Origin of the sequence: Pantoea alfalfae (assembly GCF_019880205.1) — a bacterium.
Taxonomy (GTDB): domain Bacteria; phylum Pseudomonadota; class Gammaproteobacteria; order Enterobacterales; family Enterobacteriaceae; genus Pantoea; species Pantoea alfalfae.
The window spans coordinates 3,933,793-3,960,056 of the sequence record NZ_CP082292.1 but is presented as its reverse complement, the minus strand read 5'-3'; the positions used below and the strand labels follow the sequence as shown (position 1 = coordinate 3,960,056).

Sequence of the window (26,264 nt, the reverse complement as noted above, 5' to 3'; positions counted from 1 at the left end):
GCTCCGTGCGCAAAAGGGTAGTCAAATGCGACCAGAGCAACAACTGCCGCCAGCAGGATTCGGAGCCATCTGTATGCCAGCGCCCGTAATTACCGCGAAAACGCGCCGGTAGTGCCTGGGATTTACGGCTGCACATCGCGCGGTCAAAGGGTATACTGTCGGCCTCTTTTTTTAATCTAACCGAAGCGCGTGCACACTCAACATGCAAAAGTTTGATACCAAAACCTTTCAGGGGCTGATCCTGACCTTGCAGGATTACTGGGCGCGTCAGGGCTGCACCATTGTCCAACCGCTGGACATGGAAGTGGGCGCTGGCACTTCACACCCGATGACCTGCCTGCGTGCACTCGGCCCGGAGCCGATCGCCGCCGCCTACGTGCAGCCATCCCGTCGTCCTACCGATGGCCGCTACGGTGAAAACCCGAACCGTCTTCAGCACTATTACCAGTTCCAGGTCATCATCAAACCGTCACCCGACAACATTCAGGAGCTGTATCTTGGTTCGTTAAAAGAGCTGGGAATGGATCCGACGGTGCATGACATTCGCTTTGTAGAAGATAACTGGGAAAACCCGACGCTGGGCGCCTGGGGACTCGGCTGGGAAGTCTGGCTCAACGGCATGGAAGTGACGCAGTTCACCTACTTCCAGCAGGTTGGCGGCCTGGAGTGTAAGCCGGTAACCGGTGAGATCACCTACGGCCTGGAACGTCTGGCGATGTATATCCAGGGCGTCGACAGCGTTTACGATCTGGTCTGGAGCGATGGCCCGCTGGGCAAAACCACCTACGGCGACGTGTTCCATCAGAACGAAGTGGAGCAATCCACCTATAACTTCGAATACGCCGACGTCGACTTCCTCTTTACCTGCTTCGAGCAGTACGAGAAAGAGGCACAGCATCTGCTGGCGCTGGAAAAACCGCTGCCACTGCCCGCCTACGAACGCATTCTGAAAGCGGCACACAGCTTCAACCTGCTGGATGCCCGCAAAGCGATCTCGGTAACAGAGCGTCAGCGCTATATTCTGCGCATTCGTACCCTGACCAAAGCCGTGGCTGAAGCTTACTACGCCTCTCGCGAGGCAATGGGCTTCCCGATGTGCAATAACAAAAAGTAAGAGGCAGCCATGACTGAACAAACCTTCCTGGTGGAGATCGGCACCGAAGAGCTGCCACCAAAAGCCCTGCGCAGCCTGGCAGAAGCCTTTGCCGCGCAGGTCACTGCTGAACTGGATGCCGCTAACCTGAGCCACGGTGAGGTCAGCTGGTTTGCTGCGCCGCGCCGTCTGGCGCTGAAAGTCGCCAACCTGAGCGCCTCACAACCCGATCGGGAAGTAGAGAAGCGCGGACCGGCGATCTCTGCTGCGTTTGACGCTGACGGCAACGCGACCAAAGCCGCTGAAGGCTGGGCGCGTGGCAACGGCATTACTGTCGATCAGGCTGAACGCCTCGCCACCGATAAAGGCGAATGGCTGGTTTATCGCGCTCAGGTCAAAGGCGAAGCGGCCCAGGCGCTGCTGCCCGCAATGATCGCTACCGCGCTCAGCAAGCTGCCGGTGCCAAAACTGATGCGCTGGGGCAACAGCGATGTGCAGTTTGTCCGTCCGGTTCACACCGTGACGATGCTGCTGGGCGATGAGCTGATCCCGGGCACCATTCTGGGCATCGCGTCAGACCGGATTATTCGTGGTCACCGCTTTATGGGTGAAAGCGAAATCACGCTCGACAACGCCGATCACTATCCTGATGTGCTGGAAAAACGCGGCCAGGTCATTGCCGACTATCAGGTCCGCAAAGCGATGATCAAAGCCGATGCAGAAGCGGCCGCACGCCGCTTAGGCGGCAACGCCGATATCAGCGACAGCCTGCTGGAAGAGGTGACGTCGCTGGTGGAGTGGCCGGTCGTCCTGACCGCGACCTTTGAAGAGAAATTCCTCAAGGTGCCAGCGGAAGCGCTGGTCTACACCATGAAAGGCGATCAGAAGTATTTCCCGGTGTATGACAATGACGGTAACCTGATGCCGAACTTCATTTTCGTCACCAACATCGAATCCAGCGATCCGCGCCAGATTATCTCCGGCAACGAGAAAGTGGTACGTCCGCGCCTGGCCGATGCGGAGTTCTTCTTTAACACCGACCGCAAAAAACGTCTGGAAGACAATCTGCCGCGTCTGGAGACCGTCCTGTTCCAGAAAGAGCTGGGCACGCTGCGCGATAAAACCGATCGCATTCAGGCCCTGGCGGGCTGGATTGCCGGTAAAATCGGCGCCGATGTGAATCACGCTACCCGCGCGGGCCTGCTGTCGAAGTGTGACCTGATGACCAACATGGTCTTCGAGTTCACCGACACCCAGGGCGTGATGGGCATGCATTACGCGCGTCACGACGGCGAAGCCGAAGATGTGGCGGTTGCGCTGAACGAGCAGTATCAGCCGCGCTTTGCCGGTGACGATCTGCCATCCAGCCCGGTCGCCTGTGCGCTGGCGATTGCCGATAAAATGGATACGCTGGCCGGTATTTTCGGCATTGGTCAGCATCCAAAAGGCGACAAAGATCCGTTCGCACTGCGTCGTGCGGCGCTGGGCGTGCTGCGTATCATCGTTGAGAAAAACCTGCCACTCGACCTGCAGACGCTGACTGAAGAAGCAGTACGTCTGTACGGCAGCAAGCTGAGCAACGCCCGCGTGGTGGATGATGTGATCGACTTTATGCTGGGTCGCTTCCGCACCTGGTATCAGGAAGAGGGTCACAGCATTGATACGCTGCAGGCAGTTCTGGCGCGTCGTCCGACCCGTCCGGCTGACTTTGATGCACGCATGAAAGCGGTGTCGCACTTCCGTACGCTGGAGGCCGCCGCAGCACTGGCGGCGGCGAACAAGCGCGTCTCTAACATTCTGGCAAAATCGACCGAAACGCTGAATGAGAGCGTGCAGGCGTCGCTGCTGAAAGAGAACGAAGAGATCCAGCTGGCGACCTTTGTTACTGCGCTGAGCAGCAAGCTGCAGCCTTACTTCGCAGAAGGCCGCTATCAGGATGCGCTGGTCGAACTGGCACAACTGCGTACCGCGGTAGACAACTTCTTCGACAAAGTGATGGTGAACGCCGACGACCAGGCAGTGCGGGTCAATCGCCTGACGCTGCTGTCAAAACTGCGTGAGCTGTTCCTGCAGGTCGCGGATATCTCGCTGCTGCAGTAATTCTCTTAGCGTAGTACGAAAAAGGGACGAGCAATCGTCCCTTTTTTTATGGGATTTTTCTGGCCTGATGTCTTCAACTCATACCTGAGTGTGACCGCTATAGCGGCCATTTTTTAGGATGCAAATGAATACGCTAAAGTGCTCAAACTGCCATTGCCGGTCATCAGAAATCGGCTGTCGTGATGCTACAGGTGATAAATATTATTATATATCAAAAGGTTAATTGTTAATTTTTCTCCTGTAATACTCTAAGGTTTTTCATCAATCCGGAGGTTAAGAAACCGCCTCAAAAATAGTCCTCCCCCCTTGTTTTTGTCCCTTTCTGATGGATAATTCGCCAAAATTTACACCCGGTTACAGTTAGTGAAATGGAATTTTCATGAAAAGGATTTGTTTATCGCTCTGGCATCCGCCAAAGCCTCTGCTCGCCATAGTCGCGGGCGCGCTGTTCTGCTTCTCTTTACCGCTGATGGCAGCCTCGCCAGCCAATAATCCCCGCGAAGAAGGCCAGGTGATTGATGCCCGCGAGCAACTGCGTCAGCAGACGCGCGAGCGCGTGCTGCAACAGCAGAATGCGCCGCAGGCGAATGAACATCTTCCCCGTCCTGATAGTCGTCTGCCCGGTTATCCTGCCAGTGAGCAGCCCTGCTTTACCATCAATCAGATCGCCCTGACTGGCGACGAAGCCAGCCGTTTTCAGTGGGCGCTTGATGCTGCTTCAGACGCCACCGGCCGTTGCCTGGGCGGGCAGGGCATCGTGCTGGTCATCAACAAAGTGCAGAATGCGATTCTCGCCAAAGGCTATGTGACCACCCGCGTCATGGCACAGGAGCAGGATCTGACGAAGGGCGTGTTGACGCTGACGCTGCAGCCTGGCCGTATCAGCCAGATCCGCTTCGAAGAGCCTGTTTCCTGGCGTGGACGGCTGTGGAATGCCGTTCCGGCGTCATCGGGCGATATTTTGAATCTGCGGGATATTGAGCAGGGCCTGGAGAACTTTAAGCGGGTGCCCAGCGCCAGAGCTGACATTAAAATCGTGCCGGGCGAGCAGGAAGCCACCAGCGATCTGCAGGTCAACTGGCACGAAGGCAGACCGGTACGGCTCAGTCTGGGACTGGATGACAGCGGCTCCAGAAGTACCGGGCGCTATCTCGGTTCCGCCACCCTCGCAGTGGATGCGCCCTTTGCGCAGAACGATCTGTTTTACGCCAATATTGGCAAAAATCTGTTTGAGCATGGGCCGTTCGGTAACCGCTCGCACACCCTGAATTACTTTTTCCCGATAGGCTACTGGGCCGTTTCCGCCAACTACAACGACTACACCTATCACCAGAACATCCCCAATGCCAATGAGGTGCTGCGCTACAGCGGCAAGAGCGATAATTTCCAGCTCACGGTCTCCCGATTGCTCTACCGCGATCAGTCGAACAAAACCACGCTTAATCTGCGTGGCTACCGCAAACACTCCACCAACGCCGTCAACGATATCGACATTGAGCAGCAAAAGCGGCGCACTGCGGGCTGGGAACTGGGCCTGAATCAGCATAGCTATCTGAGTAGCAGCACGCTGGACGCCAGTATCGCCTGGCGGCGCGGTACCGGGGCGTTTAATGCGCTTCCTGCACCAGAAGAGTCGCGTCATCAGGGCAGTGCGCGTACCGGCATACTGCTGGGCGACCTCGGCATCAACCATCCTTTCGCCCTGGGCGAGCAACCCTGGCGGGTCTATAGCAGCGTGCGCGGACAATGGAGTCCGAATGCGCTGACGCCGCAGGAGCGCATGGCGATTGCCGGGCGTTACACGGTACGCGGCTTTGACGGTGAACAGATGTTGTCGGGGGAAAAAGGTCTGCTGTGGCGCAACGAAATCGGCTGGAACCTTTTCTCACGCGGGCATGAGCTCTATCTGGCTGCCGATTATGGCCGGGTAAGCGGACCCGCGACGCGGGACCTGGTCGGGCATCAGCTGGCAGGCAGTGCCATCGGCGTACGCGGCTCACTCTGGGGTCGCTTCAGCTATGACCTGTTTGCGGGCGTGCCGCTCTGTAAACCCGAGGGTTTTCATACCTCAGGCGCGACGGCGGGTTTCAGCGTTAACCTGGAAATCTGACCAACAAAGCGGGTGATCACCGCTATCTGAAACAGTGACTTTCACACGGATGTGACCCATGAATAAACATTGCTATCGCATTATCTTCAGCCGCACCCATGGTGAACTCCGGGTGGTGTCAGAACTTGCCCGCAGTTGCAGCACGGAACCCGGCCAGAGCCGAGGCAACGGCGCGCCCCGGCTCTGGGTTACTTTACGCCGCACGGCGTGGCTGCTGGGACTGGCGCTGTTTGCCGGGCCAGCACTGGCGAACGGCATTGTGGCGGATGGCAACGCTACGCCAGGTCAGCGGCCGGACGTCATCGTGACTCAGAACGGGCTGCCGCAGGTCAATATTACTGCGCCCAATCAGGCAGGAATCTCACACAACCAGTATCAGCAGTTCGACGTCGCGCAGAACGGTGCCATCCTGAATAACTCCGCAGTGATGACCTCCACGCAACTGGCCGGAATGATTCAGGGCAACCCGAACCTCAAGCCCGGCGCTGCACCGGCGCGGGTGATCCTCAACGAAGTGAACAGCAACAATCCCAGCCAGCTTCGCGGTTATATGGAAGTGGCGGGCGGACGGGCGCAGGTGATCGTTGCCAACCCGGCAGGAATTGTCTGCAACGGCTGCGGCACCATCAACGCCGGACGGATGACGCTGACCACCGGCAAACCGCAGCGCAACGCCGACGGCAGCCTGGCGGGTTATCAGGTTGAACGCGGCGTGGTGCGCATTGAAGGCGGCGGACTTAATGGCGATTCCCGTCATGATACTGAATACGTAGACGTCCTGGCCCGCGCGGTGGAGATCAATGCGGGTGTCTGGGCCAAAAAAGAGCTGACGGTGGTGGCTGGGCGTAACCGCATCAGTGCCGACACACAGACGGTCATACCGCTGGCTGACGACGGCAGCGCCAGACCTGAACTGGCGATCGACATGGGTCAGATGGGCGGCATGTACAGCGGCCAGATCCGCATGATTGGCACCGAAGCAGGCGTCGGGGTGCGGAATCAGAACGCTCAGGTGCAGGCGGGTAAAACGCTGGTAGTGAGCAGCGAAGGTAAACTTGTCTGGCAATCGACGGCACAGGATGGCGTCACGCAGGCCGCAGGCGACATCAGCCTGACGGCCAGAGATAGCGTTGATTATCAGGGCAAGCTCCACAGTGGCGGTCAGCTGACGGTTCAGAGCCGTGAAGGCGGGATTACCCAGTCCGGCACCCTGGCGGCGGCTGGTGCCGTACGGCTGACGGCAGCCCGCAGCATTCAGAGCAGTGGACACCTGCTGGCAGGCAGCGACGCCAGCAGCCAGATTGTGCAGGAAGCCAGTCTGCAACTGGAGAGCCAGGAGACCATTCGCGCCAGTGGCAGCCTGTTGAGCAAAAAAGAGATCAGCGCACATGGACGCCGCGTCGATCTCAGTGGCGCTCAGGTCGCTGCCAGCCGCGCCACCCTGACTGCTCAGGAAGCGGGTGTTGCCGTGCGTCAGGCGGTGATTAATGGCGCGGAGCTGGTGATAAACACCTCTGGAGATATTGAGGCGCAGCAGGCACAGATTAGCGCCGGACGCTGGCAGATCGACGGGCGCAGCCTGTTCAGCCAGCAGGCGGGATGGTCGCAGACCGGCAGTGGCGAAAGCCGCTTTACGTTGTCTGGCGGGCTGGACAACAGCGAGGGTTCGATTGAGAGTCAGCAGCTCAGTTTCCAGGCCGCCTCGCTGAACAATCAGCGTGGCCGTATGGTTGCGCTTGATAACGCAGCGCAGCACTGGCGGATTGATGGGCTGTTTGACAACACGTCGGGCGAGCTGGGCAGCAACGGCGATCTGACGCTTGAGACCGGCAGCCTGAATAACCAGGGCGGCACCATCAAAACCCAGGCGTCGTTGGCTATCACTGCCCGCGACGCGGTTAACAACAGTCAGGGTAATCTTCTGGCCGGTAATGCGCTGACGCTTAGCGCGGGCGGCGATCTGGATAATCACGCGGGCACCCTGAACGGCGGCCAGCTGTCGCTGACCGCGCAGCATCTGAACAATGCGCAGGGCGAGATTACCAGCCAGCGTGATCTGAGCCTGACGGCAAACGGGCTGGATAATTCAGAGGGCAAAGTGATTGCGCTGCAGGATCTGAGCCTGATGACGGCACAGGGCCTGGACAACAGCGATGGCTGGATCGAAGCGGGTCATCATCTTTCGCTCAACAGCGGCGGATTCTGGGAGAACAGCGGTGGGACGGTGCAGGGTGGTGAGCAGGTTACAGCGACGGCCGATCAACTCAATAACGCCAGCGGCCGGTTGCAGTCTGGCGGTGATCTGACGCTGACCAGTCGTGGCGATATCCTCAACCAGGGCGGCAAACTCACGGCGAAAAATGCTCTCGCGATCCAGGGCACCGCCGCGACGCTGTTTGATAACGATAGCGGGTCGCTGCAAAGCGGCGGCGATCTGCTCATGCAGGGTGGCGCGCTAAACAATCGCCAGTCAGGGCAGGTTCTTAGCCAGCAGGCACTGACGCTTAACCTGGCGGGTGACTGGGACAACCAAAGCGGCACACTGACCAGCAACGGCAGCACCCAGGCCAGCGCCGCAAATCTGTTGAATGCCGGGGGGGCGATCAATGCGCTGGACGCGCTGGATATGCAGTTCACGGGCCGTCTGGATAACAGTAATGGCCGCATCTTCAGTCGGCTAAGCCAGACGCTCCAGGCGCAGGAAATTAGCAATGCGCAGGGCTGGATGGGCAGCCAGGAGAGCTGGACTGCTACGACTGCCGGTTTCGATAACACGGCGGGCATCGTACAAAGTCAGCAGCAGGCTGAACTTTCGGCGAACTGGCTAAGTAACGCCAGCGGCGTGTTGCAATCGGCTGCTGGCATGGCGTTACGCATTGCGCAAGATATCAACAACCTGGCCGGTAAAGTCTCTGCTCAGCAGCAGCTTACCGTTCAGGGTCAGACCGAAGGCAACCGCACCGGTAGCATTAACAATGCGGGTGGTCAGTGGCTGGCTGGTGAGGGGCTGACTATTACCGCTGCGCGTATTGATAATACCCAGGGCGGTCTGCTCTACAGTCAGCGGCAGTTAAGGCTGAACCTGGCCGGGGATCTGGATAACCGGGCGGGCAACGTGCAGAGTGGCGGCGCGCTCCAGCTTGATGCGCAGACGCTGAACAACGCGGGCGGCCACATCGACAGCCAGCAACAGCTCAGCCTGCAGCTGTCAGGACAGATGGATAACAGCGACGGTGCGGTGCGCAGCAACGGTGAACAGCAGGTTAATGCCGCGACGGTCACTAACCGTCAGGGCATCTTCAGCAGTCGTGAGGCGATTAATCTGACAACAGGGCAACTGGAGAATGCCAGCGGCACGCTGATCAGTCAGGGCGCGGGAAATTATCACCTCAATGTGCTCAACAACCAGCAGGGCAAAGTCCACAGCGGCGCGGCGCTCTCCCTTGACGCTGCGCAACTGAACAATCAGGGCGGCCAGCTGGTCGCCACTCAGGATCTCGTGCTGAAGGCCACGGCGATCGATAACAGCACACAGGGTGTGCTCAGCAGCCAGGCGGGACTCTCACTGCAGGCCGATCGTCTGAGTAACCGCGACGGCGGCCTGTTACTCGGTACGACCTTTACCGACATCGCTGCCCGTGACATCGATAACAGCAGCGGACGGCTGCAGAGCGCCGGAACGCTCATGCTGCGCGGTGTTGCACAGCTGGACAACCGGCAGGGAAGGGTGCTGGCGAATGGCGATCTCACCCTCAACGGTGATCTCTCACCGACTGATTCACCGCTGGTGCTGCTCAATCAGAGCGGACGGCTGGAGAGTGCTGGCGCATTAAACATCCATGCACACTCTTTCGATAATCAGGGCGGCACGCTGCTAGGCCTGCAAGCTCTGACGCTGACTGCACAACAGGACTACACCCGCCATGCGGGTGAAACCATCAGCAGTAACGGCACGGTGACTTTCTCGCTGAGCGGGGCGTTTACTAACCTGGTGGACTGGCTGCTGCCAGGTAATCTTGTGCTGAATGCGGCAGGCATAACCAACCCGGCGATGCTGGTGGGTAAAACCGTTCAGCTCACGACGGGTGCGCTTCTGAACAGCGGGCGGCTTGAAGCCGACAACCTGACGCTGAATGTCGACTCGCTGGATAACCTCGCCACCGTGATAGGCGATGAGGTCACCGTGCGTGGTCGGGTTATCGATAATCACGGACAGACTGCGGTCATTGCCGCAACGCAAAGCCTGACGCTGCAGGCCAGCGAGCGGCTGAGCAACAAAGAGGGTGCATTGCTCTACAGCGGCGATCGCCTGTCATTGCACAGCGATGACCTGATCGAGAACCGGGCGAGTTTTATCGAAGCAGATGGTGATATGACGCTGGAGGCGCGGCGGCTCGACAACCTGCGCGAAGGACTGGTGATAGAGCGCGAGGCCGAGAGCAGCGACTACAGCTGGCATCGTTATAACTATTACTGGCGCTCTTATGGCGGAGAGACCAATACGGATCTCAGCACTATGGCGTCGACCACTCAGCAATTGACCTTCCAGGATGAAGCAGCGGCACAGAATAATCCTTACGGCACGCTGCTGGCGATTGACGCTGCAGGCAAACGCGCCCAGGTTCGTGTCATGAACAATCAGGGCGTGCTGACCGATCTGTGGGTTAACTATCTGGCGCTGAACCCCAATGCCGACGGCACCTATGCCATGACGTTCTATGAAACCCGTGGGTTGCGGCAAAAAAATGTGCCAACCCCTTATCAGAACACGGTATGGCGCGAAGCCAACAGTGGACGTCTTGAGCAGTGGGATCCCGAAAAGCATATCGACATCGACAATGCGCTTTTCGTCACTGATTACAACAATTTCCGTGAGCGTAGCGTAACCGGCACGGTGACGCGTGATCGGCTGGTCAGTGAAGGTATCGGCGCGCGCATTCTTGCGGGTGGCGACATGGTGCTACGCATCATCGGCGCATTACTCAATGACGCCAGCGTGATCACGGCTAACGGCAATCTGACCGTGGACGGCGGTGGCAGCATTGATAACCGGGGCTATTCGGTCAATGAGCGACGCCAGGAAGTGATTGTCGACCATTATGACCAGAATACCCATCACTGGTACCCGACCTTCAATTCTGATGAGACCACGGCCCTGGCTACCATTGATGGCATCATTACCGGCAACGGTAATGTCAGTATCAGCGGAGCGAGCATCAGTAACACCACCGTTAATCAGGCGCAGATCAGCCAGCTTGAGGCGGCGCTGCAGGCGGTGGATGCCGAACGCGCAGAGTATGAACGTAACCCGCTGGCTTTTGCCGTAGACGGCGTCGCTCACCATGACGGCGACACAGAGCTTGCGGCGGGTAATTCCTCGGGTCGCCCGCTGTTACCGGCTGAGCTGGCACTGACGGCGCTGCAACAGCTGGAGAAAGTCGCCACAACCCTCCCCGATAACGGCCTGTTCAGCCAGCACACTGCGGCGGGCAGCCCGTATCTGGTGGTGACTGACGAGCGCTTCACCAGCCAGAGCAAATTTATCAGCAGCGACTATCTGCTCGAACGCGTGGGCTATGACCCGTCACAGGTGCATAAACGGCTGGGCGACGGTTTTTATGAGCAGCGCCTGGTGCGCGAGCAGGTCCTGAAACTGACCGGCAGGCCTTCCGTTAACGGCTGGGATGCAATGGAGCAGTATCAGGCGCTAATGAATAACGGCTCAAAAGTGGCGCAGGATTTCCATCTGGTGCCGGGTGTGGCGCTGACGCCGCAACAGATTGCGGCGCTGCAGCAGGATATCGTCTGGCTGGTCAGCGAAACGGTGGAGACGGCAGAGGGTCCGCAGACCGTGTGGGTGCCGAAAGTCTATCTGGCTCAGACTACCCTGCGCCTGACCGGTGATGGCGCGGTGATTGGCGGCGGTAATCTGCAGCTCTCGGCAGACAGCATGACCAGCGCCGGGAATCTGTTTGCGGATAAGGCACTCGCCATCGACAGCGGGCAGTTTCAGCACCTGAGCGGCGATATTAAGGCGGGCAGCATCGATGTGCAGGCGGAAAGCCTCACGATCAGCACCGATCTGCAGAATGCCCTGCGTCAGGCGACGATGAGTGCTGGGGATATCAGCCTCAGCGGTACCGATATCCGGCTGCAGGGCGCGAAGCTGGACGCCACCGATAATCTCAGCCTGAGCGCACGCAATAACCTTGAGATCGGTACCGCAAAAAGCAGCCACAGCGGCAGCCTGGAGGTTATCTCCGGGGCGATGGGCAACCGCACCAGCAGCGGCATGGAAGAAGCGGGCAGGCGCATGGCGCAGGTCAGCGGTGAGTGGCAGCAGGCAAAGGGCAGCGAGCTTAACGCCGGTGGCAACCTTCTGCTCTCGGCCGGACGTGACCTGACGCTGACCGGCAGCCAGGCCAGCGCCTCCGGCTCCGCCCGGGTTCAGGCTGGCGGAGACATTCGCATCGGTGCTAAAACCACCACCAATACCACCCATCTTGAGGCCGACAGCCGGACCTCGTCGGTCAGCAATAGTCGCCAGGAAGATCGTCTGTTGCTCAGCACCCTGAGCGGCGCTCAGGGTGTGACGCTGGCGGCGGGTAATAACCTGCTGGCCGAAGGTGCGCAGGTTGACAGTACCGAGGGCCGCATTGGCGTCAGCGCGCAGAACGTTACCATTAAAGACGCACGCGCCAGCCTGGTAGCTCAGGACAGCGAAAACAAGCGCGAGGGTAATACCCGCACTCACCGTGAAGAGGAAACTGCACGTGAGAGCAGCACCGGCAGCACCTTCAGCGGGCAGCAGGGCGTGACGGTGATCGGGCGCGAGGGCGACGTCACGGTCACCGGCAGTACGCTGCACAGCGAACAGGGCGCGGTCGGGTTGCAGGCAAAACAGGACGTGGTACTGAACACCGCCACCGAACGTGAGTCGCTCTACAGTGAAGAACGCTCAGAGAATAAAGGTCTGCTGAACAAAAGCAGCGGTCACAGCGTGACGCGGGACGTCACCACGCGTGAGAACGGCAGCCTGCTGAGCGGCGAAAGCGTCACGGTCATCGCCGGACGCGACCTGACGGTGACCGGATCGGCGGTGGCTGCCGACCAGGACGTCAATCTGCGGGCCGGGCGCGACGTGGAGATTGGTGCGGCGACGGAGACCGAGAGCCATTACCAGCTGGAAGAGAAGAAAAAGAGCGGCCTGCTGAGCAGCGGCGGCATCGGCTTCACCGTCGGCAAGCAGTCGACCCGTCATGAGATTGATGAGAAGGGCACCACCCAGAGCCAGAGCGTCAGCACCGTCGGCAGCAGCCAGGGCAGCGTGAACGTCACGGCGGGCAACCGGCTGCACGTCGGCGGCGCGGACCTGGTAGCGGGTAAAGACATGAACCTGACGGGCGACAGCGTAACTATCGACCCGGGCTTTGATTCACGCAGCCGTAAGGAAACCTTCGAGCAGAAACAGAGCGGTCTGAGCATCGCCCTGTCAGGCACGGCAGGCAGCGCGCTCAACACGGCGGTGAGCAGCGCGCAGCAGGCCAGGAAGTCGGGCGACGGGCGGGTCAGCGCGCTGCAGAACACCCAGGCGGCGCTGAACGGTGTGCAGGCGGCGCAGGCGGCTCAGATGGACGGGCTGAACACTGCCGCCGCAAACGCACACAATGCCGCCGGCGACCTGAAGCCGGGGCAGGACGGCTATCAGGCGGGCTCGACCAACACCATCGGCGTCAGCGCCTCGTACGGCAGCCAGTCGTCGAAAAGCGAAACGCGGACTGAGAGCAGTCGGTCGCAGGGCAGCACGCTGACGGCGGGCCGGAATCTGGCCGTCACGGCAACCGGCAAAAACGGTACGGCGCAGAGCGGCGACATCAGCATCGCCGGCAGCCAGCTGAAGGCGGGCGGCGACCTGAGCCTGGAGGCGTCGCGGGACATCCTGCTGCAGTCGGCGCAGAACACGCAGAGCACCGACAGTAAGAACAGCAGCAAGGGCGGCAGCGTCGGGGTCGGTATCGGCGTCGGGTCAGGCGGCTACGGCATCAGCGTGTCGGCGAGCGTCAACGCGGCGAAGGGCAGCGAAAAAGGCAACGGGCTGACGCACAGCGAGACCACGCTGGACGCGGGCAACCGGCTCAGCCTGACCAGCGGGCGCGACACGACGCTCACGGGCGCGCAGGCAAGCGGCAACAGCGTGAAGGTGGACGCGGGCCGCAACCTGACGCTGACCTCGGAGCAGGACAGCGACCGCTACGACAGCAGGCAGCAGAGTGCCGGCGCGGGCGGCAGCTTCACGTTCGGCTCCATGACCGGCTCGGCGAACGTGAACGTGAGCCGGGATAAAATGCACAGCACCTGGCAGAGCGTGACGGAGCAGACCGGGATTTTTGCGGGTCAGGGCGGCTTTGACGTGACGGTGGGTGAGCACACACAGCTGAACGGTGCGGTCATCAGCTCGACGGCCACCCCCGATAAGAACCGGCTCGACACCGGGACGCTGGGGTTCAGCGACATTGAGAACCACGCGGAATATGAGGTGGAGCATCAGAGCGCGGGGATAAGCACCGGCGGCAGCATCGGGGGGGACTTCGCCGGGAACATGGCGAACGGGGTGCTGGCGGGGCTGAGCGGCTCGGACAGCGCCTCGTCGGTGACGAAGTCGGCGGTGAGCGAAGGCACTGTCGTTATCCGCGACACATCGAAGCAGACGCAGGACGTGGCGGACCTCAGCCGCGACGTGGCTAACGCGAATCCGGGGCTGGAGGTCATCTTCGACAAGGAGAAGGAGCAGAACCGGCTGAAGGCGGCGCAGCTTATCGGGGAAATCGGCAGTCAGGCGGGTGATATTGCAAGGACGCAGGGCCAGATAGCGGGCCTGAAGGCGCAGCAGGATCCGGCTGCTCTTCAGGCGGCGAAAGAGGAGCTGGCCGGAAAAGGGAAGCTGAACCCGACGTCAGATGAAATAGCGAAGCAGGCTTACGACACGGCGATGAAGCCGTTCGGCACCGGCTCGTCACTGCAGCAGGGCATCAGCGCGGTGACGGCGGCGATGCAGGGCCTGTCGGGCGGGAACGTGGCGCAGGCGGTAAGCGGCGCGTCGGCACCGTACCTGGCGGAAAAGATACATGAACTGACGACGGACGCGAACGGTAAGGTTAATGTCCAGGCGAACCTGATGGCGCACGCGGTGCTGGGTGCGGTAACCTCGTACGCGGCGGGCAATACAGCGCTGGCCGGAGCCTCGGGCGCGGTGATGGGCGAGTACATCGCGCAGCAGCTGTATCCGGGGGTTAAGCGCAGTGACCTGTCTGAAGAGCAGCGGCAGACGATAAGCGCGCTGGGGACGCTTGCGGCGGGTCTGGCTGGCGGCGTTGTGGGTGACAGCACGGCGGATGCGGTGGCGGGGGCGCAGGGGGGTAAAAATGCGCTGGAGTTCAACTCGCTGAGTGGTGACAAAGCCCGTGAAACGGCGAAGCAGGTAGCTGAATCGCTGAAGAGTCAGGTCAGGGAAAAGCTGGGTGAGGGCACAACCTCTTCCATCGCCAACGGCATTATTAATGCGCTTACTGATACCGGCGATGCGGCATTAGGTGGGGCAGATTACGGTGCTGATGCGGCAATGGCGCTTACCTCCTGCGCTATGGGTGATAGCTACTGTACTCAGGCGTTAAGCGATCTGTCGGGTAAAAATCAAGCTGCGGCAGATACGCTGAAAGCCCTGATGAAAAGTGAAACCTGGACAGCTGTTGCCGGGCAGGTTAAAGAAGCTGCACAAGGTAACCAGCTTGCTCTGGAAGCAACGGGTGGAATGTTGGCGGGGTTGTTCCTGCCAGGCAAGAAAATACCTGATGCTCTTGCCATACAGACAATATCTAATTCTGTAGTTGATGCGAAAAAATTTGATTACCTTTTTGGAAGATCAACAGGAAATCCTCATACATTAGATCGCACAAATCAACTTTCTTTAGAAATGAAGAGATTAGGAGTTACTGATGATGTAAGTGGGCATGCAATGCTTGCTGAACACTTCACGACAGCAACAAAAAACCCAAGTAATATTGTGAAAAAATATACTGATCAGTACGGCAGTTTCGAAGTGAGGGAGTCTTTCTTTATGGGGCCTTCTGGTAAGGCAACAATGTTTGAAAGCACTTTTGAAGTTATGAGTAATGGTTCGCATCGTTTTATTACTACAATACCGAAAAATGGAGCAACTCAATAATGTTTATAGAAAAAAAACCTGATGAGATAGAGTTACTCTCTTTTTTTGAAAGTGAGCCAGTTTCTTTTGAACGAGATAATATAAGCTATTTATATACGGCTAAAGATGAAAAAGGGGTGGTTATCGACTTCTCTTTCAGTGCTGTTGAAGGATGGATTCAGTACGCTATAAAACTTGATGGAAATGAACTTGTACATAATTCTATTGATGGAGTTAGTTCATTCAGTATAAAAAATGATAAATCAGGGGAGTATTTATTTACTGAAATAATTGCTAATGGAGTTATTACAAAGGTCGTGATACGCGTAAAGCCATATATATCAGCAAGTAGTAGTTCTTTGATTATATGAAGAATTCCGGCCTTGTTGGTCGGGGTTTTGTTTTTACGCTTTGAAAACCTCCACTTCTCGCCGCTGCAACTCTAGCACACAGAGTGGAGCGCTTACTTCCGGTTGTTCAGCGCTGACGATGCCGGACTCGGTGAGCCAGTCGCCGCCAATAATTACCTCGCCATCGGCGCGCAGCCGGGCAGCGCGGGCGACATTCTCGTGCAGGGCAGCCAGCTGAAGGCGGGCAGCGACCTAGGCCTGGATGCGTTGCGGGACATCCTGCTGCAGTCGGCGCAGAACACGCAGAGCACCGACAGTAAAAACAGCAGCAAGGGCGGCAGCGTCGGTGTTGGCATCGGCGTGGGGTCGGGCGGCTACGGCATCAGCGTGTCGGCGAGCGTCAACGCGGCGAAGGGCAGCGAAAAAGGCAACGGGCTGACGCACAGCGAAACCACGCTTGACGCGGGCAACCGGCTCAATGACCGGGTCGGCGAACGTGAACGTGAGCCGGGATAAGATGCACAGCAACTGGCAGAGCGTGGCGGAGCAGACCGGGATATTTGCCGGGAAGGGCGGTTTTGACGTCACGGTGGGTGAGCACACGCAGCTGAACGGCGCGGTCATCAGCTCAACGGCCTCCGCCGATAAGAACCGGCTCGACACCGGCACGCTGGGCTTCGGCGATATAGAGAACCATGCGGAATATGAGGTGGAGCATCAGAGTGCGGGCATGAGCACGGGCGGCGGCATCGGCGGTCAGTTCGCCGGGAACATGGCGAACGGCATGCTGGCGGGACTGAACGACAGCGGCAGCGCGGACTCCACCACGAAGGCAGCGGTGAGCGAAGGCACGATCGTAATCCGCGACACATCGAAGCAGAAGCAGAACGTGGCGGACCTCAGCCGCGACGTAGCGAACGCGAATCCGGGGCTGGACGTCATCTTCGACAAGGAGAAGGAGCAGAACCGGCTGAAGGCGGCGCAGCTTATCGGGGAAATCGGGGCTCAGGCGGGGGATATCGCCCGGACGCAGGGCCAGATAGCGGGCCTGAAGGCGCAGCAGGATCCGGCTGCTCTTCAGGCGGCGCGTGAGCAGCTGGCGGCAAGCGGTAACCCTTATACGGAAGCCGATATATCGCAGCGGGCGTATGACAACGCGATGAAGCCGTTCGGCACGGGTTCGTCGCTGCAGCAGGGCATCAGCGCAGTGACGGCGGCGGTGCAGGGCCTGTCGGGCGGGAACGTGGCGCAGGCGATAAGCGGCGCGTCGGCACCGTACCTGGCGGAAAAGATACATGAACTGACGACGGACGCGAACGGTAAGGTTAATGTCCAGGCGAACCTGATGGCGCACGCGGTGCTGGGTGCGGTAACCTCGTACGCGGCGGGCAACGCGGCGCTGGCGGGCGCATCGGGCGCGGTGATGGGCGAGTACATCGCGCAGCAGATGTATCCGGGCGTTAAACGTGAAGACCTGTCTGAGGAGCAGCGACAGACGATAAGTGCGCTGGGAACGTTAGCGGCGGGTCTGGCTGGCGGCGTTGTGGGTGACAGCACGACGGATGTTGTGGCGGGGGCTCAGGCGGGGAAAACGTCGCTGAAAATAACAACCTTTTACTGCCAAGGTACATGCCAGTGCCTGTTCCGGGACTGCCGACGAGTCCGGGAGATAAAGTTGTTCAGGATGCGAATAACAACATTGCATCAGAACTGGATAAGGCTCTGAAAGGGTCAGGAACTGAAGCGGATACGCTGCCGATCACTGATGGCCCTTCAATCGTTGAAGCGCGTGACGAAGCTGCAAACTCCCGCGATCCGAATGTGGCGAAGGATCTGACGGATGCGGAGAAAGCTGAGCTGGGCGGTGCAGGATCGGGAGCGCCGGGTGGATGGGAACCGCAGGATGAGGAGAATGCGCGGAACAATGAAAGTAGCCAGAACAATAATTTTGATCGTTTCAAGAAAGATGATCTTGTTTCTTCAGCCAACAAGCCAATTAACGAACAGGGTCTATCCGCAGCGGCCAGAGCATGGGAGAAACATGCTGGCAGGCCTGGCGGTGTTTTTGAACCATTAAAAGGTAACCCAGCTCAAAAAAGCGAAGCTGCAAATAAGTTTGTAAACGAAGTTTTGAATAGTACTAATACTATAAAAACAGATCTTTCCAGAGGAGGTGTAGAGTACAGGCTTCCTGATGGAAGAGGGGTGCGCTATAACTCAGATGGTTCATTTTCTGGTTTCTTAGATCCTAAAAATCCGAGATGAAAATATGAATAATGACTTTGAAATAACCTTCTTCAGTGATTCTAAATATGAAGAAATTACAGCCGAGATCACTTATAAGGATCAAATACTTTGCCAATTAAACAAAGATAAAGGACCTGATAATATTGAGATTGAGTTTTTTTCGGATGCTAGGGTATTGGCTGAACAGGATAAAATGAAGTTTAGCTTAAGTAGTTTTTTACAAATAATAGCCGAAGCGACGGAAGAACTAAAAATATCTTAACTGACTATGAATCCCGGCCAACTGGCCGGGATTTTTGCTTTAAGCCCTGAATCTCCTCTTACCGCCGCTGCAGCCGCAACACATCTGCTGCTGCGACAATTTCGACCTGTTCCGCATCCGTGATACCAAACCCGGTCAGCCAGTCACCGCCGATAATCACCTCGCCATTCTCCCGCACCCAGTCCGCCCCTGAATCCTGCCCCTGGAGATTGGCTTCGCACAGTGCTGTCCACTCCGCTCCGCTTCTTCAGTCACGGTTGTTACCGACAGCGTATTATCACGCAGCGTTAATCGGATCGGTAGTAAGTCCGAACGCAGCCAGCTCGCCACCCGGGATGGCCAGTTCCGGGACTGGCTCAGGAATAAAAGTGATGTTCATGTGTTCTCCTCCGTGAGGTGCATTATGCGGATAATCAGCTGGCCCTGTTCGGCGATGATGCTGACCGGCTGGCCTTTAATAAATCCTAACTGTTTCAGCCAGTGTCCCTTGATGGTGAGTTGGGGTAATGGATTCGGTCTGCCGCCGTTGGGGCGATATCCGACGATGCTTTTGCGTGCTTGGGGTACAGCGGGTTCTGACGTAGAATCAGCTCTAGCCATAATTAACTCCTGTTCAGTTAGTTGTGGTCAGCGGGCTGTTGGTGTTCCACCACCTTCAGCTCGCGCTAAAAATCTCTCGTTACGTTCTTCCTTTCTGTTTTCTCCTGTTCAAATATACACCGCCCGCTTTGTAAACTCGCTGAAAGCTAAGTAATAAACTGCGAGTCGTCTCTGAAAAACGGATTGTTTTTTTCGTTTACTATTTCGTTTACATCCTCTTCCCAATACCCTCTTCAGCATCTGCAGCCGGCCCTTTGTTCATATGGGTGTGGCGATTTCCGGCATCGCATAAGAGTGAAATGGAGATGACAGAGAAAGGGATGACAGGCACGATGACACCACAAACGACACCACGCGAGAGTCAGGCTATGAGCACTATCCACTTCAGGATTGATGACGACGTTAAACGACTGGCGATGCGGGCAGCAGAGCGCAAGAAGATGACGCTGACAGAGGTTATGCGTCAGCGAGCGGAAGAGCTGGCTGCCGAAGAGCGGCAATATCAGGATGGCCAACATGATGCATGGCTGGAAGAGCAAATCACGGCGGCATTCAGTCGTTATGATGCCGGTGAAAGTGAGTTCATCAGTAACGATGAAATGAATGCCCGCATGGAAGAACTGAAAGCGCAGGCTGCGCGGGGAACGTTGTGATATCAGCCGTTCAATGGGAAAAAAAGGCGCAGGCAGACAGGGAGACGATATTTCGTTATCTGTATCGTGAGGCTGGCCTGCTGGTAGGCAGTGCAACAGACGATAAGTTTACCCGTATGGCCAGTCTGCTTAGCGAAAACCCACGGGCCGGAAAAAAGTCGGTACAGAAAAACAATATAAACTGCTGGTGCCACGCTTTCCGTTCATCATCATCTATGTTGCCGAAACAGATGGCGTTCGCATCCTGCGGGTACTTCATACATCCCGGAAAATATCAGGCCGCTATCAAAGATAGTTAGCCTGTTCATCCAGCATCAGATTGTCAGGCATAAGGACGTCGTCAGACAGAACGGCACGCTTCAGAGCTGGATTAGACAATTAGCCCCAAAACCGAATCTCGTTAACCCCATCACCTGCAAGCCGCCGCACCCATCACGCCGCAGGCGGCGTCGTCCTTGCAAAGCTCTCGCGCTCAAACAGCGTTTCCGCCAGCTTCACCAGCGCCGGTCGTTCGACACACCAGTTCGGCACTACGCGGCGGAAATTGAGGTAGCCGATCATGCAGCCAGTGGCGATATCCGCCAGATTAAGCTGGCCGTTGTTAAGCCATTTGCCCTCCGCGGCCTTCGCTTCCAGCATATCGAGGCTGCGCTGAATTTTTTCACGATTGCGCAATAGCACCTCTTCCGACTGCAAATCCCCCGGACGCATTTGCTCGCGCACGATCACCAGCGCGGCATCGCTGACGCCATCCGCCAGCTTCTCCAGCTGACGGATGTTAAGCGATTCAAGCGGATCGGCAGGTAGCAGAGCAGGCTCCACGCCGCGCAGTTCCAGAAATTCGGCGATGATGCTGGAGTCGAACCAGATTTGCTTATCGTCAGCAACCAGCGCCGGGACTTTGCCCAGCGGATTGTAGTGCGGCACGTGGCTGTCATCGCTGTAAGGCGATGCGTTAACGAATTCAAACGTAATGCCTTTTTCCAGCATGATAATCGAAATCTTACGCACAAACGGGCTGGTGTAGCTGCCAATCAGTTTCATCGGGTTCTCCGGATTCAGTGACTATTCGCCAGGAAACATAAAGGGATTGAGACTACTGCGCGCGAAGCCTTCCTGCTCCATTCTGGCATCCAGTATCAGCGATGCCAGGTCATCGGCCACCGGTTCAATCGCCGGATCTCTCTCCTGATAAAGCATCTTCAGGTAGGTGCCGCAGTCGCCACAACTCTCCGCCTTTACCGCCGCATGCTCGCTGTCGAGCGACCAGTAGTGCAGATCACGGGACTGTTCGCACTGAGTACATTTGCTGCGTACCACATGCCACTCACTTTCGCACAGATTGCAGTGCAGATAGCGCGCGCCTTCATGACTGCCCATATGCACCACGCTGGCGACCGGCATACTGGCACAGACCGGACAGAACTGACGCTGATCGCCCATCTCAGCGCGTGCTTTGCCTGGGATCAGGGCCGCCATCTGCGCCCAGTAGAGCGAAAGCGCCGCCCAGATAAAGGGCGCTTTATCGCTGCTGACCAGCGCATAGTCGCCGGTAAACAGCGCGCTGGCCAGCGTCTCCAGCTCGGTGGCGGACGCCTTTTCCAGATTCTCCAGCACCGCCAGCGCCTGACCACTCATCTCCGGCTTCAGCTCGGCAATCAGCGAGTGCAGCAGCCGTTGCCAGTGCGCATCGCGCGGCAGAGTGTGAATGTTCAGTGGCGGCTTGCCCTCGCTGGCACCCTGCGTCAGTCGGGCATGCAGGTCGATGTGCAGCGGATGGTCATACAGCACAATCTCCTGCGCTTCAGCGATCATCGCCGCAAAGCGCAGATAATCGCCAAGTGGGTTTTTCGCCGCCAGGTCGCGCAGTCGCGCGGCACGACGGCTGTATAAATTTTTCAGCCGTGGAAAAAGTAACGGCGGAATCATCTCCGCCGTTGTCTTTTCGCTTTTCTCCAGCTGGTCCTGCGGGATTATGCGAATACTCATCAGGGGCGTTTTTCCTGTTTTATTGGCGGATTACGCTGCTCACGATACCAGCGAGGATGATGCTGTCTGGCCCATTCCGAGCTGACCCAGCCTTCCACCATCGCGGTCAGTGTGCCTTTGACCCACAATGCAGCATAAATATGCACCATAATGACGATGATCAGCGCAACCGCTGACACCGAATGCACAACCAGCGCCAGACGGATCAGCGGAATGGCAAAGGCATCAGCAAAGTAGGGTCGCCAGATCACAATGCCACTGGCAAGCAGCAATACTAAGCTGATGATAGCAGCCCAGAACACACACTTCTGACCAAAGTTATATTTACCGGTATCGCCGACCTCTTCGTTCAGCGCAATCCGGTGAATATTTCTGGCCCAGTAGAGGTCATCGCGATTGATCAGATTGTGTTTCCAGTAACGTAAAAACATCAGCATAAAAGCGGCAAACATCACCACGCCAACAAAAGGATGCAGAATACGCGCCAGTTGTGGCGTGCCAAAAATCTGCATCAGCCAGTTAAACGACGGAAAGAAAAACCCTAATCCGCTTAACGCAGCCATGACAAAGCAAATCGCGACGATCCAGTGATTGATGCGTTCAGGTGCGCGATAGCGCACCAGATGATCGGGCTTTTTCATTATTGATGCTCCTCAGGCTGATCGTCATTGTCGTCATGCTTTTCAGTGACGCGATTCGGGCCAACGCCAACATAGTGGAAGATTGACGCGGCAAACGTGGCGGCAAAACCGACCGCTGCCAGCGGTTTCCAGATCCCCTTCCAGAAGGTCACAGTCGGGCTGATGCCCGGATTAGCAGGCAGCCCGTGATAGAGCTGAGGCTTATCAGCATGATGCAGCACATACATCACGTGGGTGCCACCCACGCCTTCCGGGTTGTAGAGGCCCGCCTGCGCAAACCCGCGTGACTTCAGCTCCGCCACGCGTTCCTCCGCCAGCGTCAGCATGTCGCTTTTACTGCCGAAATGAATGGCACCGGTCGGACAGGTCTTCACACAGGCAGGTTCCTGGCCGACACTGACGCGATCCACACACAGCGTGCATTTATAGGCGCGGTTATCTTCTTTATTGAGTCGTGGCACGTTGAACGGACAGCCTGCGATGCAGTAGCCGCAGCCAATGCACTGCTCCGACTGAAAATCGACGATGCCGTTGGCATACTGAATGATGGCGCCTGCCGACGGACAGGCTTTGAGGCAGCCGGGATCGGCGCAGTGCATGCAGCCATCTTTGCGAATCAGCCAGGCCAGCCTGCCGTTCTCTTCGACTTCCGAAAAGCGCATCACCGTCCACGATTTGGCGGTCAGATCGACAGGATTGTCATAAACCCCGATGTTGTGGCCGACTTCATCGCGGATGTCATTCCACTCGGAACAGGCGACCTGACAGCCTTTGCAGCCGATACAGGTGGTGACGTCGATAAGTTTCGCCACTTCGATCTTGTGATCGCGCGCCTGCGGCGGCGGGGTAAAACCATTGGTCGCAGAGCGACGGATAATATCTTGTGATTGATAAGCCATAGTCATCTGCCGTTACGCTTTTTCCACTTTCACTAAAAATCCCTTGTACTCCGGGGTCTGCGAGTTGGCATCGCCAACCGAAGGCGTCAGCGTATTGGCGAGGAAGCCTTTACGCGTGGTGCCTTCAAAGCCCCAGTGGCAGGGAATGCCCACGGTATCAACCGGCTTGCCGTCAATCATCAGACGCTGCAGACGACGCGTCACCACCGCTTTAGCTTTGATATAGCCGCGACGTGATGTGACCTTAACGGTGTCTCCGGCCTGAATGCCTTTCTCCTCAGCCAGCTCGGTGCCGATCTCGACAAACTGCTCCGGCTGCGCAATCGCATTCAGCAGGGCATGTTTGGTCCAGTGGCGGAACAGCTCGGTGATGGAGTAGGTGGTGGCGACGCAGGGATAGTCGGCGGCCTCGCCCAGCTGCGTGGCGTCGCTGCTGAACAGACGAACCACCGGACTGTGTCGCTGCTGCGGATGCAGGGGATTGTCGGCGAGCGGGCTTTCCATCGGTTCGTAGTGTTCCGGGAACGGGCCATCGGCCATTTTATCGAGTGCAAACAGGTGGCCGAGACCATCGGGCTGCATGATAAACGGACCGGCCTGCTTCTGCGGCGACAGCGTTACCGGGTAATCGGGTACGTCGATGCCGTGCCAGCGTGCGCCATCCCACTCAATCAGACGGCGCTGCGGATCCCAGGCTTTCCCCTGCGCATCAGCGGAGGCGCGGTTATAGAGAATGCGGCGGTTAGCGGGCCAGGCCCAGGCCCAGCCTGAGACCGCCCCCAGTCCCGACGGATCGGCGTTGTCGCGTCGGGCCATCTGGTTACCCTCCGGCGTCCAGCTGCCGCTGTAGATCCAGCAGGCGCTGGCGGTGGTGCCGTCGTTACGCAGCTCAGAGAAGCCGTTTAGCTGCTGGCCTTTTTTCAGCAGCAGCTTGCCGCTGGCGTCATAAATGTCGGCCAGTGCCTGACCGTTGTTCTCCTGCGCCACCTCTTCCGGCTCAGGATTGAATGGGTCGCGGTAGTCCCAGCGCATCGCCATCAGCGGCTCAGGGGCTACTCCACCTTCCAGGCGGTAGAGCGCGCGCAGACGCATAAACAGGTTGCCGAGGATTTTGCCGTCGTGCAGCGCTTCCGCTGGCGGCTCGGCTGCTGCCCAGTGCCACTGCAGCCAGCGCGACGAGTTCGCCACCGAACCCGACTCTTCCGCGAAGCAGGAGGAGGGCAGGCGGAACACTTCGGTCTGGATGGCCGACGGATCGACGTCGTTGAACGCGTCGTGATGCTGCCAGAAACTGGCGGTTTCCGTGCGAAGCGGATCGATCACCACCATATATTTGAGGCGGGACAGTGCCCGGACCGCTTTATTTTTGTCCGGGAAGGCGGCCAGCAGGTTGAAGCCCTGAATCAGACAGCCGTTCAGCGCGCCCTGTTCCATCATCTCCGCCTGCGCCATGCAGTCATAGGCCTTGTCCCACTTCGGCAACCAGTTGTAGCCCCACTGATTTTCCGCCGTAGCATTATCGCCGTAGAAACTCTTCATCAGGCTGACGAAAAACTTGTCGGTGTTCTGCCAGTAGTTGACCTGGTCCGGCAACGTCGCCACCGGCGTAGCCTGTTGCAGGTAAGTCGCCAGCGTGGTCATCTTCTCGGAGGGCAGTGGCAGATAGCCCGGCAGACTCTGCGCCAGCAGGCCGAGATCGGTGTAGCCCTGAACGTTGGAGTGACCGCGCAGCGCGTTAATACCGCCACCCGGCATACCAATGTTGCCCAACAGCAACTGGATCATCGCCGCCGTGCGGATAATCTGCGAACCGTTGGTGTGGTGGGTCCAGCCCAGCGCATAGAGGATGGTTGCGGTGCGATTGGGCACGCAGGTGGAGGCGAGCTGCCTGCACACCGTAATAAAGGCGTCCTGCGAAGTGCCGCACATCCGCGTCACCATTTCCGGGGTGTAACGGCTGGCGTGGGTTTTCAGCAGGTTCAGTACACAGCGTGGATGGCTGAAGCTCTCATCGCGTCGCGCATGGCCGTTTTCATCCAGCTCATAGTGCCAGCTCTGGCGATCGTACTGACGGGTTTCCGCATCGTAGCCGCTGAATAATCCGTCGCTAAAGCTGAAGCCTTCGCTGACAATCAGGGCGGCATTGGTGAAGGCGCGAACATACTCCTGCTGAATCTGATTGTGCTGCAGCAGATAGTTGATCACCCCCATCAGGAACACCACGTCGCTGCCGGCACGCAGGGGGGCATAGAAGTCAGCGACCGCCGCAGAGCGGTTAAAGCGCGGATCGACCACGATGACCTGCGCATTGTTATGGGTTTTGGCTTCAATCACCCATTTAAAGCCAACCGGATGCGCCTCGGCGGGGTTGCCGCCCATGATCATCACCACATTGGCGTTTTTGATGTCGTTCCAGTTATTGGTCATTGCACCACGACCAAAGCTCGGGGCCAGAGCCGCCACGGTCGGGCCGTGGCACAGGCGCGCCTGGTTTTCCAGCGCCAGAATACCCAGCGCGCGGGCAAACTTCTGATCGAGCAGGCCGGTTTCATTACTGGCGGCGGAGGAGCAGAGCATCGACATGGTCGGCCAGCGATTTACCGTCACGCCAGCGGCGTTGGTCGTCTGGAAATGAGCATCGCGATCCTGCTTCATCAGGCGGGCAATGCGGTCAAACGCTTCATCCCAGCTGATGCGCTGCCATTTATCGGAACCCGGTGCGCGGTACTCCGGGTATTTCAGGCGCTGTTCGCTGTGAATAAAGTCGAGCACGCCTGCGCCTTTCGGACAGAGCGATCCACGACTGACCGGATGGTCAGGGTCGCCTTCGATATGGTAAATCGAGGCACGGGCATTTTTTGCGCCATCACCCAGGCTGTAAATCAGCATGCCGCAGCCGACTGAACAGTAGGTGCAGTTATTACGTGTCTCTCTGGCGCGAATGAGTTTGAACTCTCTGATACTGGCTAAGGCTGTGGTGGGGGCAAAACCGAGTAATGCCGCGCTGGTGCCTGCCAGCCCGCCAGCACAGATTTTGAAAAAACTCCGTCTGTTAATCTGCATGTTATCGTTCTTCTTTATTGGCTCCATTGCGAAGCCTTGCAAAATAGCAGTCCTGG

At 58.0% G+C, this 26,264-nt stretch carries 14 protein-coding genes and 2 pseudogenes; 10 read left to right on the top strand and 6 right to left on the bottom strand.

What is annotated here, in order from left to right:
* The first annotated feature begins 202 nt into the window (after positions 1-202).
* The 8 genes and pseudogenes from glyQ to K6R05_RS18345 all read left to right on the top strand — a co-directional run bounded on the left by glyQ (position 203) and on the right by K6R05_RS18345 (position 18,363).
* Entirely contained in the window at positions 203-1,114 is a 912-nt protein-coding gene (gene glyQ / locus K6R05_RS18375; RefSeq protein WP_003849680.1) for a glycine--tRNA ligase subunit alpha, read from the top strand.
* A gap of 9 nt (positions 1,115-1,123) precedes the next feature.
* Entirely contained in the window at positions 1,124-3,193 is a 2,070-nt protein-coding gene (gene glyS / locus K6R05_RS18370) for a glycine--tRNA ligase subunit beta (RefSeq protein WP_222924783.1), read from the top strand.
* Positions 3,194-3,572: 379 nt separating this feature from the next.
* On the top strand, positions 3,573-5,303 hold the full coding sequence (locus K6R05_RS18365) for a ShlB/FhaC/HecB family hemolysin secretion/activation protein (protein ID WP_222924782.1): 1,731 nt from the start codon (positions 3,573-3,575) through the stop codon (positions 5,301-5,303).
* 58 nt (positions 5,304-5,361) lie between these two features.
* Positions 5,362-15,525: a hemagglutinin repeat-containing protein gene (locus K6R05_RS18360; protein WP_262390879.1), complete on the top strand. Its 10,164-nt coding sequence runs from the start codon at positions 5,362-5,364 to the stop codon at positions 15,523-15,525.
* The gene (locus K6R05_RS18355; protein ID WP_039390400.1) at positions 15,525-15,875 is read left to right on the top strand and encodes a hypothetical protein; all 351 of its coding nucleotides are present in this window, start codon (positions 15,525-15,527) and stop codon (positions 15,873-15,875) included. The genes K6R05_RS18360 and K6R05_RS18355 overlap by 1 nt, the downstream gene beginning before the upstream one ends.
* 129 nt (positions 15,876-16,004) lie before the next feature.
* Positions 16,005-17,457, top strand: a pseudogene (locus K6R05_RS18350) (hemagglutinin repeat-containing protein); the annotation flags it as partial.
* Positions 17,458-17,711: 254 nt separating this feature from the next.
* The gene (locus K6R05_RS22505; protein ID WP_508618511.1) at positions 17,712-18,119 is read left to right on the top strand and encodes a tRNase toxin domain-containing protein; all 408 of its coding nucleotides are present in this window, start codon (positions 17,712-17,714) and stop codon (positions 18,117-18,119) included.
* Between the two features lie 4 nt (positions 18,120-18,123).
* On the top strand, positions 18,124-18,363 hold the full coding sequence (locus K6R05_RS18345) for a hypothetical protein (protein WP_222924781.1): 240 nt from the start codon (positions 18,124-18,126) through the stop codon (positions 18,361-18,363).
* 375 nt (positions 18,364-18,738) lie between these two features.
* On the opposite strand, the gene K6R05_RS18335 is transcribed toward K6R05_RS18345, so the two are convergent.
* Entirely contained in the window at positions 18,739-18,963 is a 225-nt protein-coding gene (locus tag K6R05_RS18335) for a SymE family type I addiction module toxin (RefSeq protein ID WP_222924780.1), read from the bottom strand.
* 368 nt (positions 18,964-19,331) lie between these two features.
* Between K6R05_RS18335 and K6R05_RS18330 the strand changes: the two genes are divergently transcribed.
* Together K6R05_RS18330 and K6R05_RS18325 are read left to right on the top strand one after the other, a co-directional pair.
* Entirely contained in the window at positions 19,332-19,616 is a 285-nt protein-coding gene (locus K6R05_RS18330; protein WP_222925509.1) for a damage-inducible protein J, read from the top strand.
* A pseudogene (locus tag K6R05_RS18325) lies at positions 19,613-19,911 on the top strand (type II toxin-antitoxin system RelE/ParE family toxin). Before K6R05_RS18330 ends, K6R05_RS18325 begins: the two are co-directional and overlap by 4 nt.
* A gap of 137 nt (positions 19,912-20,048) precedes the next feature.
* Here K6R05_RS18325 and K6R05_RS18320 read toward each other — a convergent pair.
* Genes K6R05_RS18320 through fdnG form a run of 5 tightly spaced genes read right to left on the bottom strand, consistent with a single transcriptional unit; the run spans position 20,049 to position 26,208 of the window.
* Entirely contained in the window at positions 20,049-20,660 is a 612-nt protein-coding gene (locus tag K6R05_RS18320) for a glutathione S-transferase (protein ID WP_222924779.1), read from the bottom strand.
* 21 nt (positions 20,661-20,681) lie between these two features.
* Entirely contained in the window at positions 20,682-21,605 is a 924-nt protein-coding gene (fdhE, locus tag K6R05_RS18315; RefSeq protein ID WP_222924778.1) for a formate dehydrogenase accessory protein FdhE, read from the bottom strand.
* Positions 21,605-22,246 carry a formate dehydrogenase cytochrome b556 subunit gene (gene fdoI / locus K6R05_RS18310; RefSeq protein WP_150013375.1) on the bottom strand — a complete coding sequence of 214 codons (642 nt, stop codon included), beginning with the start codon at positions 22,244-22,246 and terminating at the stop codon, positions 21,605-21,607. The genes fdhE and fdoI overlap by 1 nt, the downstream gene beginning before the upstream one ends.
* Positions 22,246-23,145 carry a formate dehydrogenase subunit beta gene (fdxH, locus tag K6R05_RS18305; RefSeq protein ID WP_222924777.1) on the bottom strand — a complete coding sequence of 300 codons (900 nt, stop codon included), beginning with the start codon at positions 23,143-23,145 and terminating at the stop codon, positions 22,246-22,248. Before fdxH ends, fdoI begins: the two co-directional genes overlap by 1 nt.
* Before the next feature lie 12 nt (positions 23,146-23,157).
* On the bottom strand, positions 23,158-26,208 hold the full coding sequence (gene fdnG / locus K6R05_RS18300; RefSeq protein ID WP_161734167.1) for a formate dehydrogenase-N subunit alpha: 3,051 nt from the start codon (positions 26,206-26,208) through the stop codon (positions 23,158-23,160).
* Between the last annotated feature and the right edge of the window lie 56 nt (positions 26,209-26,264).

Coding starts and splice junctions, on each gene's coding strand:
- glyQ (WP_003849680.1), top strand. CDS start 203: ATGCAAAAGTTTGATACCAAAACCTTTCAGGGGCTGATCCTGACCTTG.
- glyS (WP_222924783.1), top strand. CDS start 1,124: ATGACTGAACAAACCTTCCTGGTGGAGATCGGCACCGAAGAGCTGCCA.
- K6R05_RS18365 (WP_222924782.1), top strand. CDS start 3,573: ATGAAAAGGATTTGTTTATCGCTCTGGCATCCGCCAAAGCCTCTGCTC.
- K6R05_RS18360 (WP_262390879.1), top strand. CDS start 5,362: ATGAATAAACATTGCTATCGCATTATCTTCAGCCGCACCCATGGTGAA.
- K6R05_RS18355 (WP_039390400.1), top strand. CDS start 15,525: ATGTTTATAGAAAAAAAACCTGATGAGATAGAGTTACTCTCTTTTTTT.
- K6R05_RS18345 (WP_222924781.1), top strand. CDS start 18,124: ATGAATAATGACTTTGAAATAACCTTCTTCAGTGATTCTAAATATGAA.
- K6R05_RS18335 (WP_222924780.1), bottom strand. CDS start 18,963: ATGGCTAGAGCTGATTCTACGTCAGAACCCGCTGTACCCCAAGCACGC.
- K6R05_RS18330 (WP_222925509.1), top strand. CDS start 19,332: ATGAGCACTATCCACTTCAGGATTGATGACGACGTTAAACGACTGGCG.
- K6R05_RS18320 (WP_222924779.1), bottom strand. CDS start 20,660: ATGAAACTGATTGGCAGCTACACCAGCCCGTTTGTGCGTAAGATTTCG.
- fdhE (WP_222924778.1), bottom strand. CDS start 21,605: ATGAGTATTCGCATAATCCCGCAGGACCAGCTGGAGAAAAGCGAAAAG.
- fdoI (WP_150013375.1), bottom strand. CDS start 22,246: ATGAAAAAGCCCGATCATCTGGTGCGCTATCGCGCACCTGAACGCATC.
- fdxH (WP_222924777.1), bottom strand. CDS start 23,145: ATGGCTTATCAATCACAAGATATTATCCGTCGCTCTGCGACCAATGGT.
- fdnG (WP_161734167.1), bottom strand. CDS start 26,208: ATGCAGATTAACAGACGGAGTTTTTTCAAAATCTGTGCTGGCGGGCTG.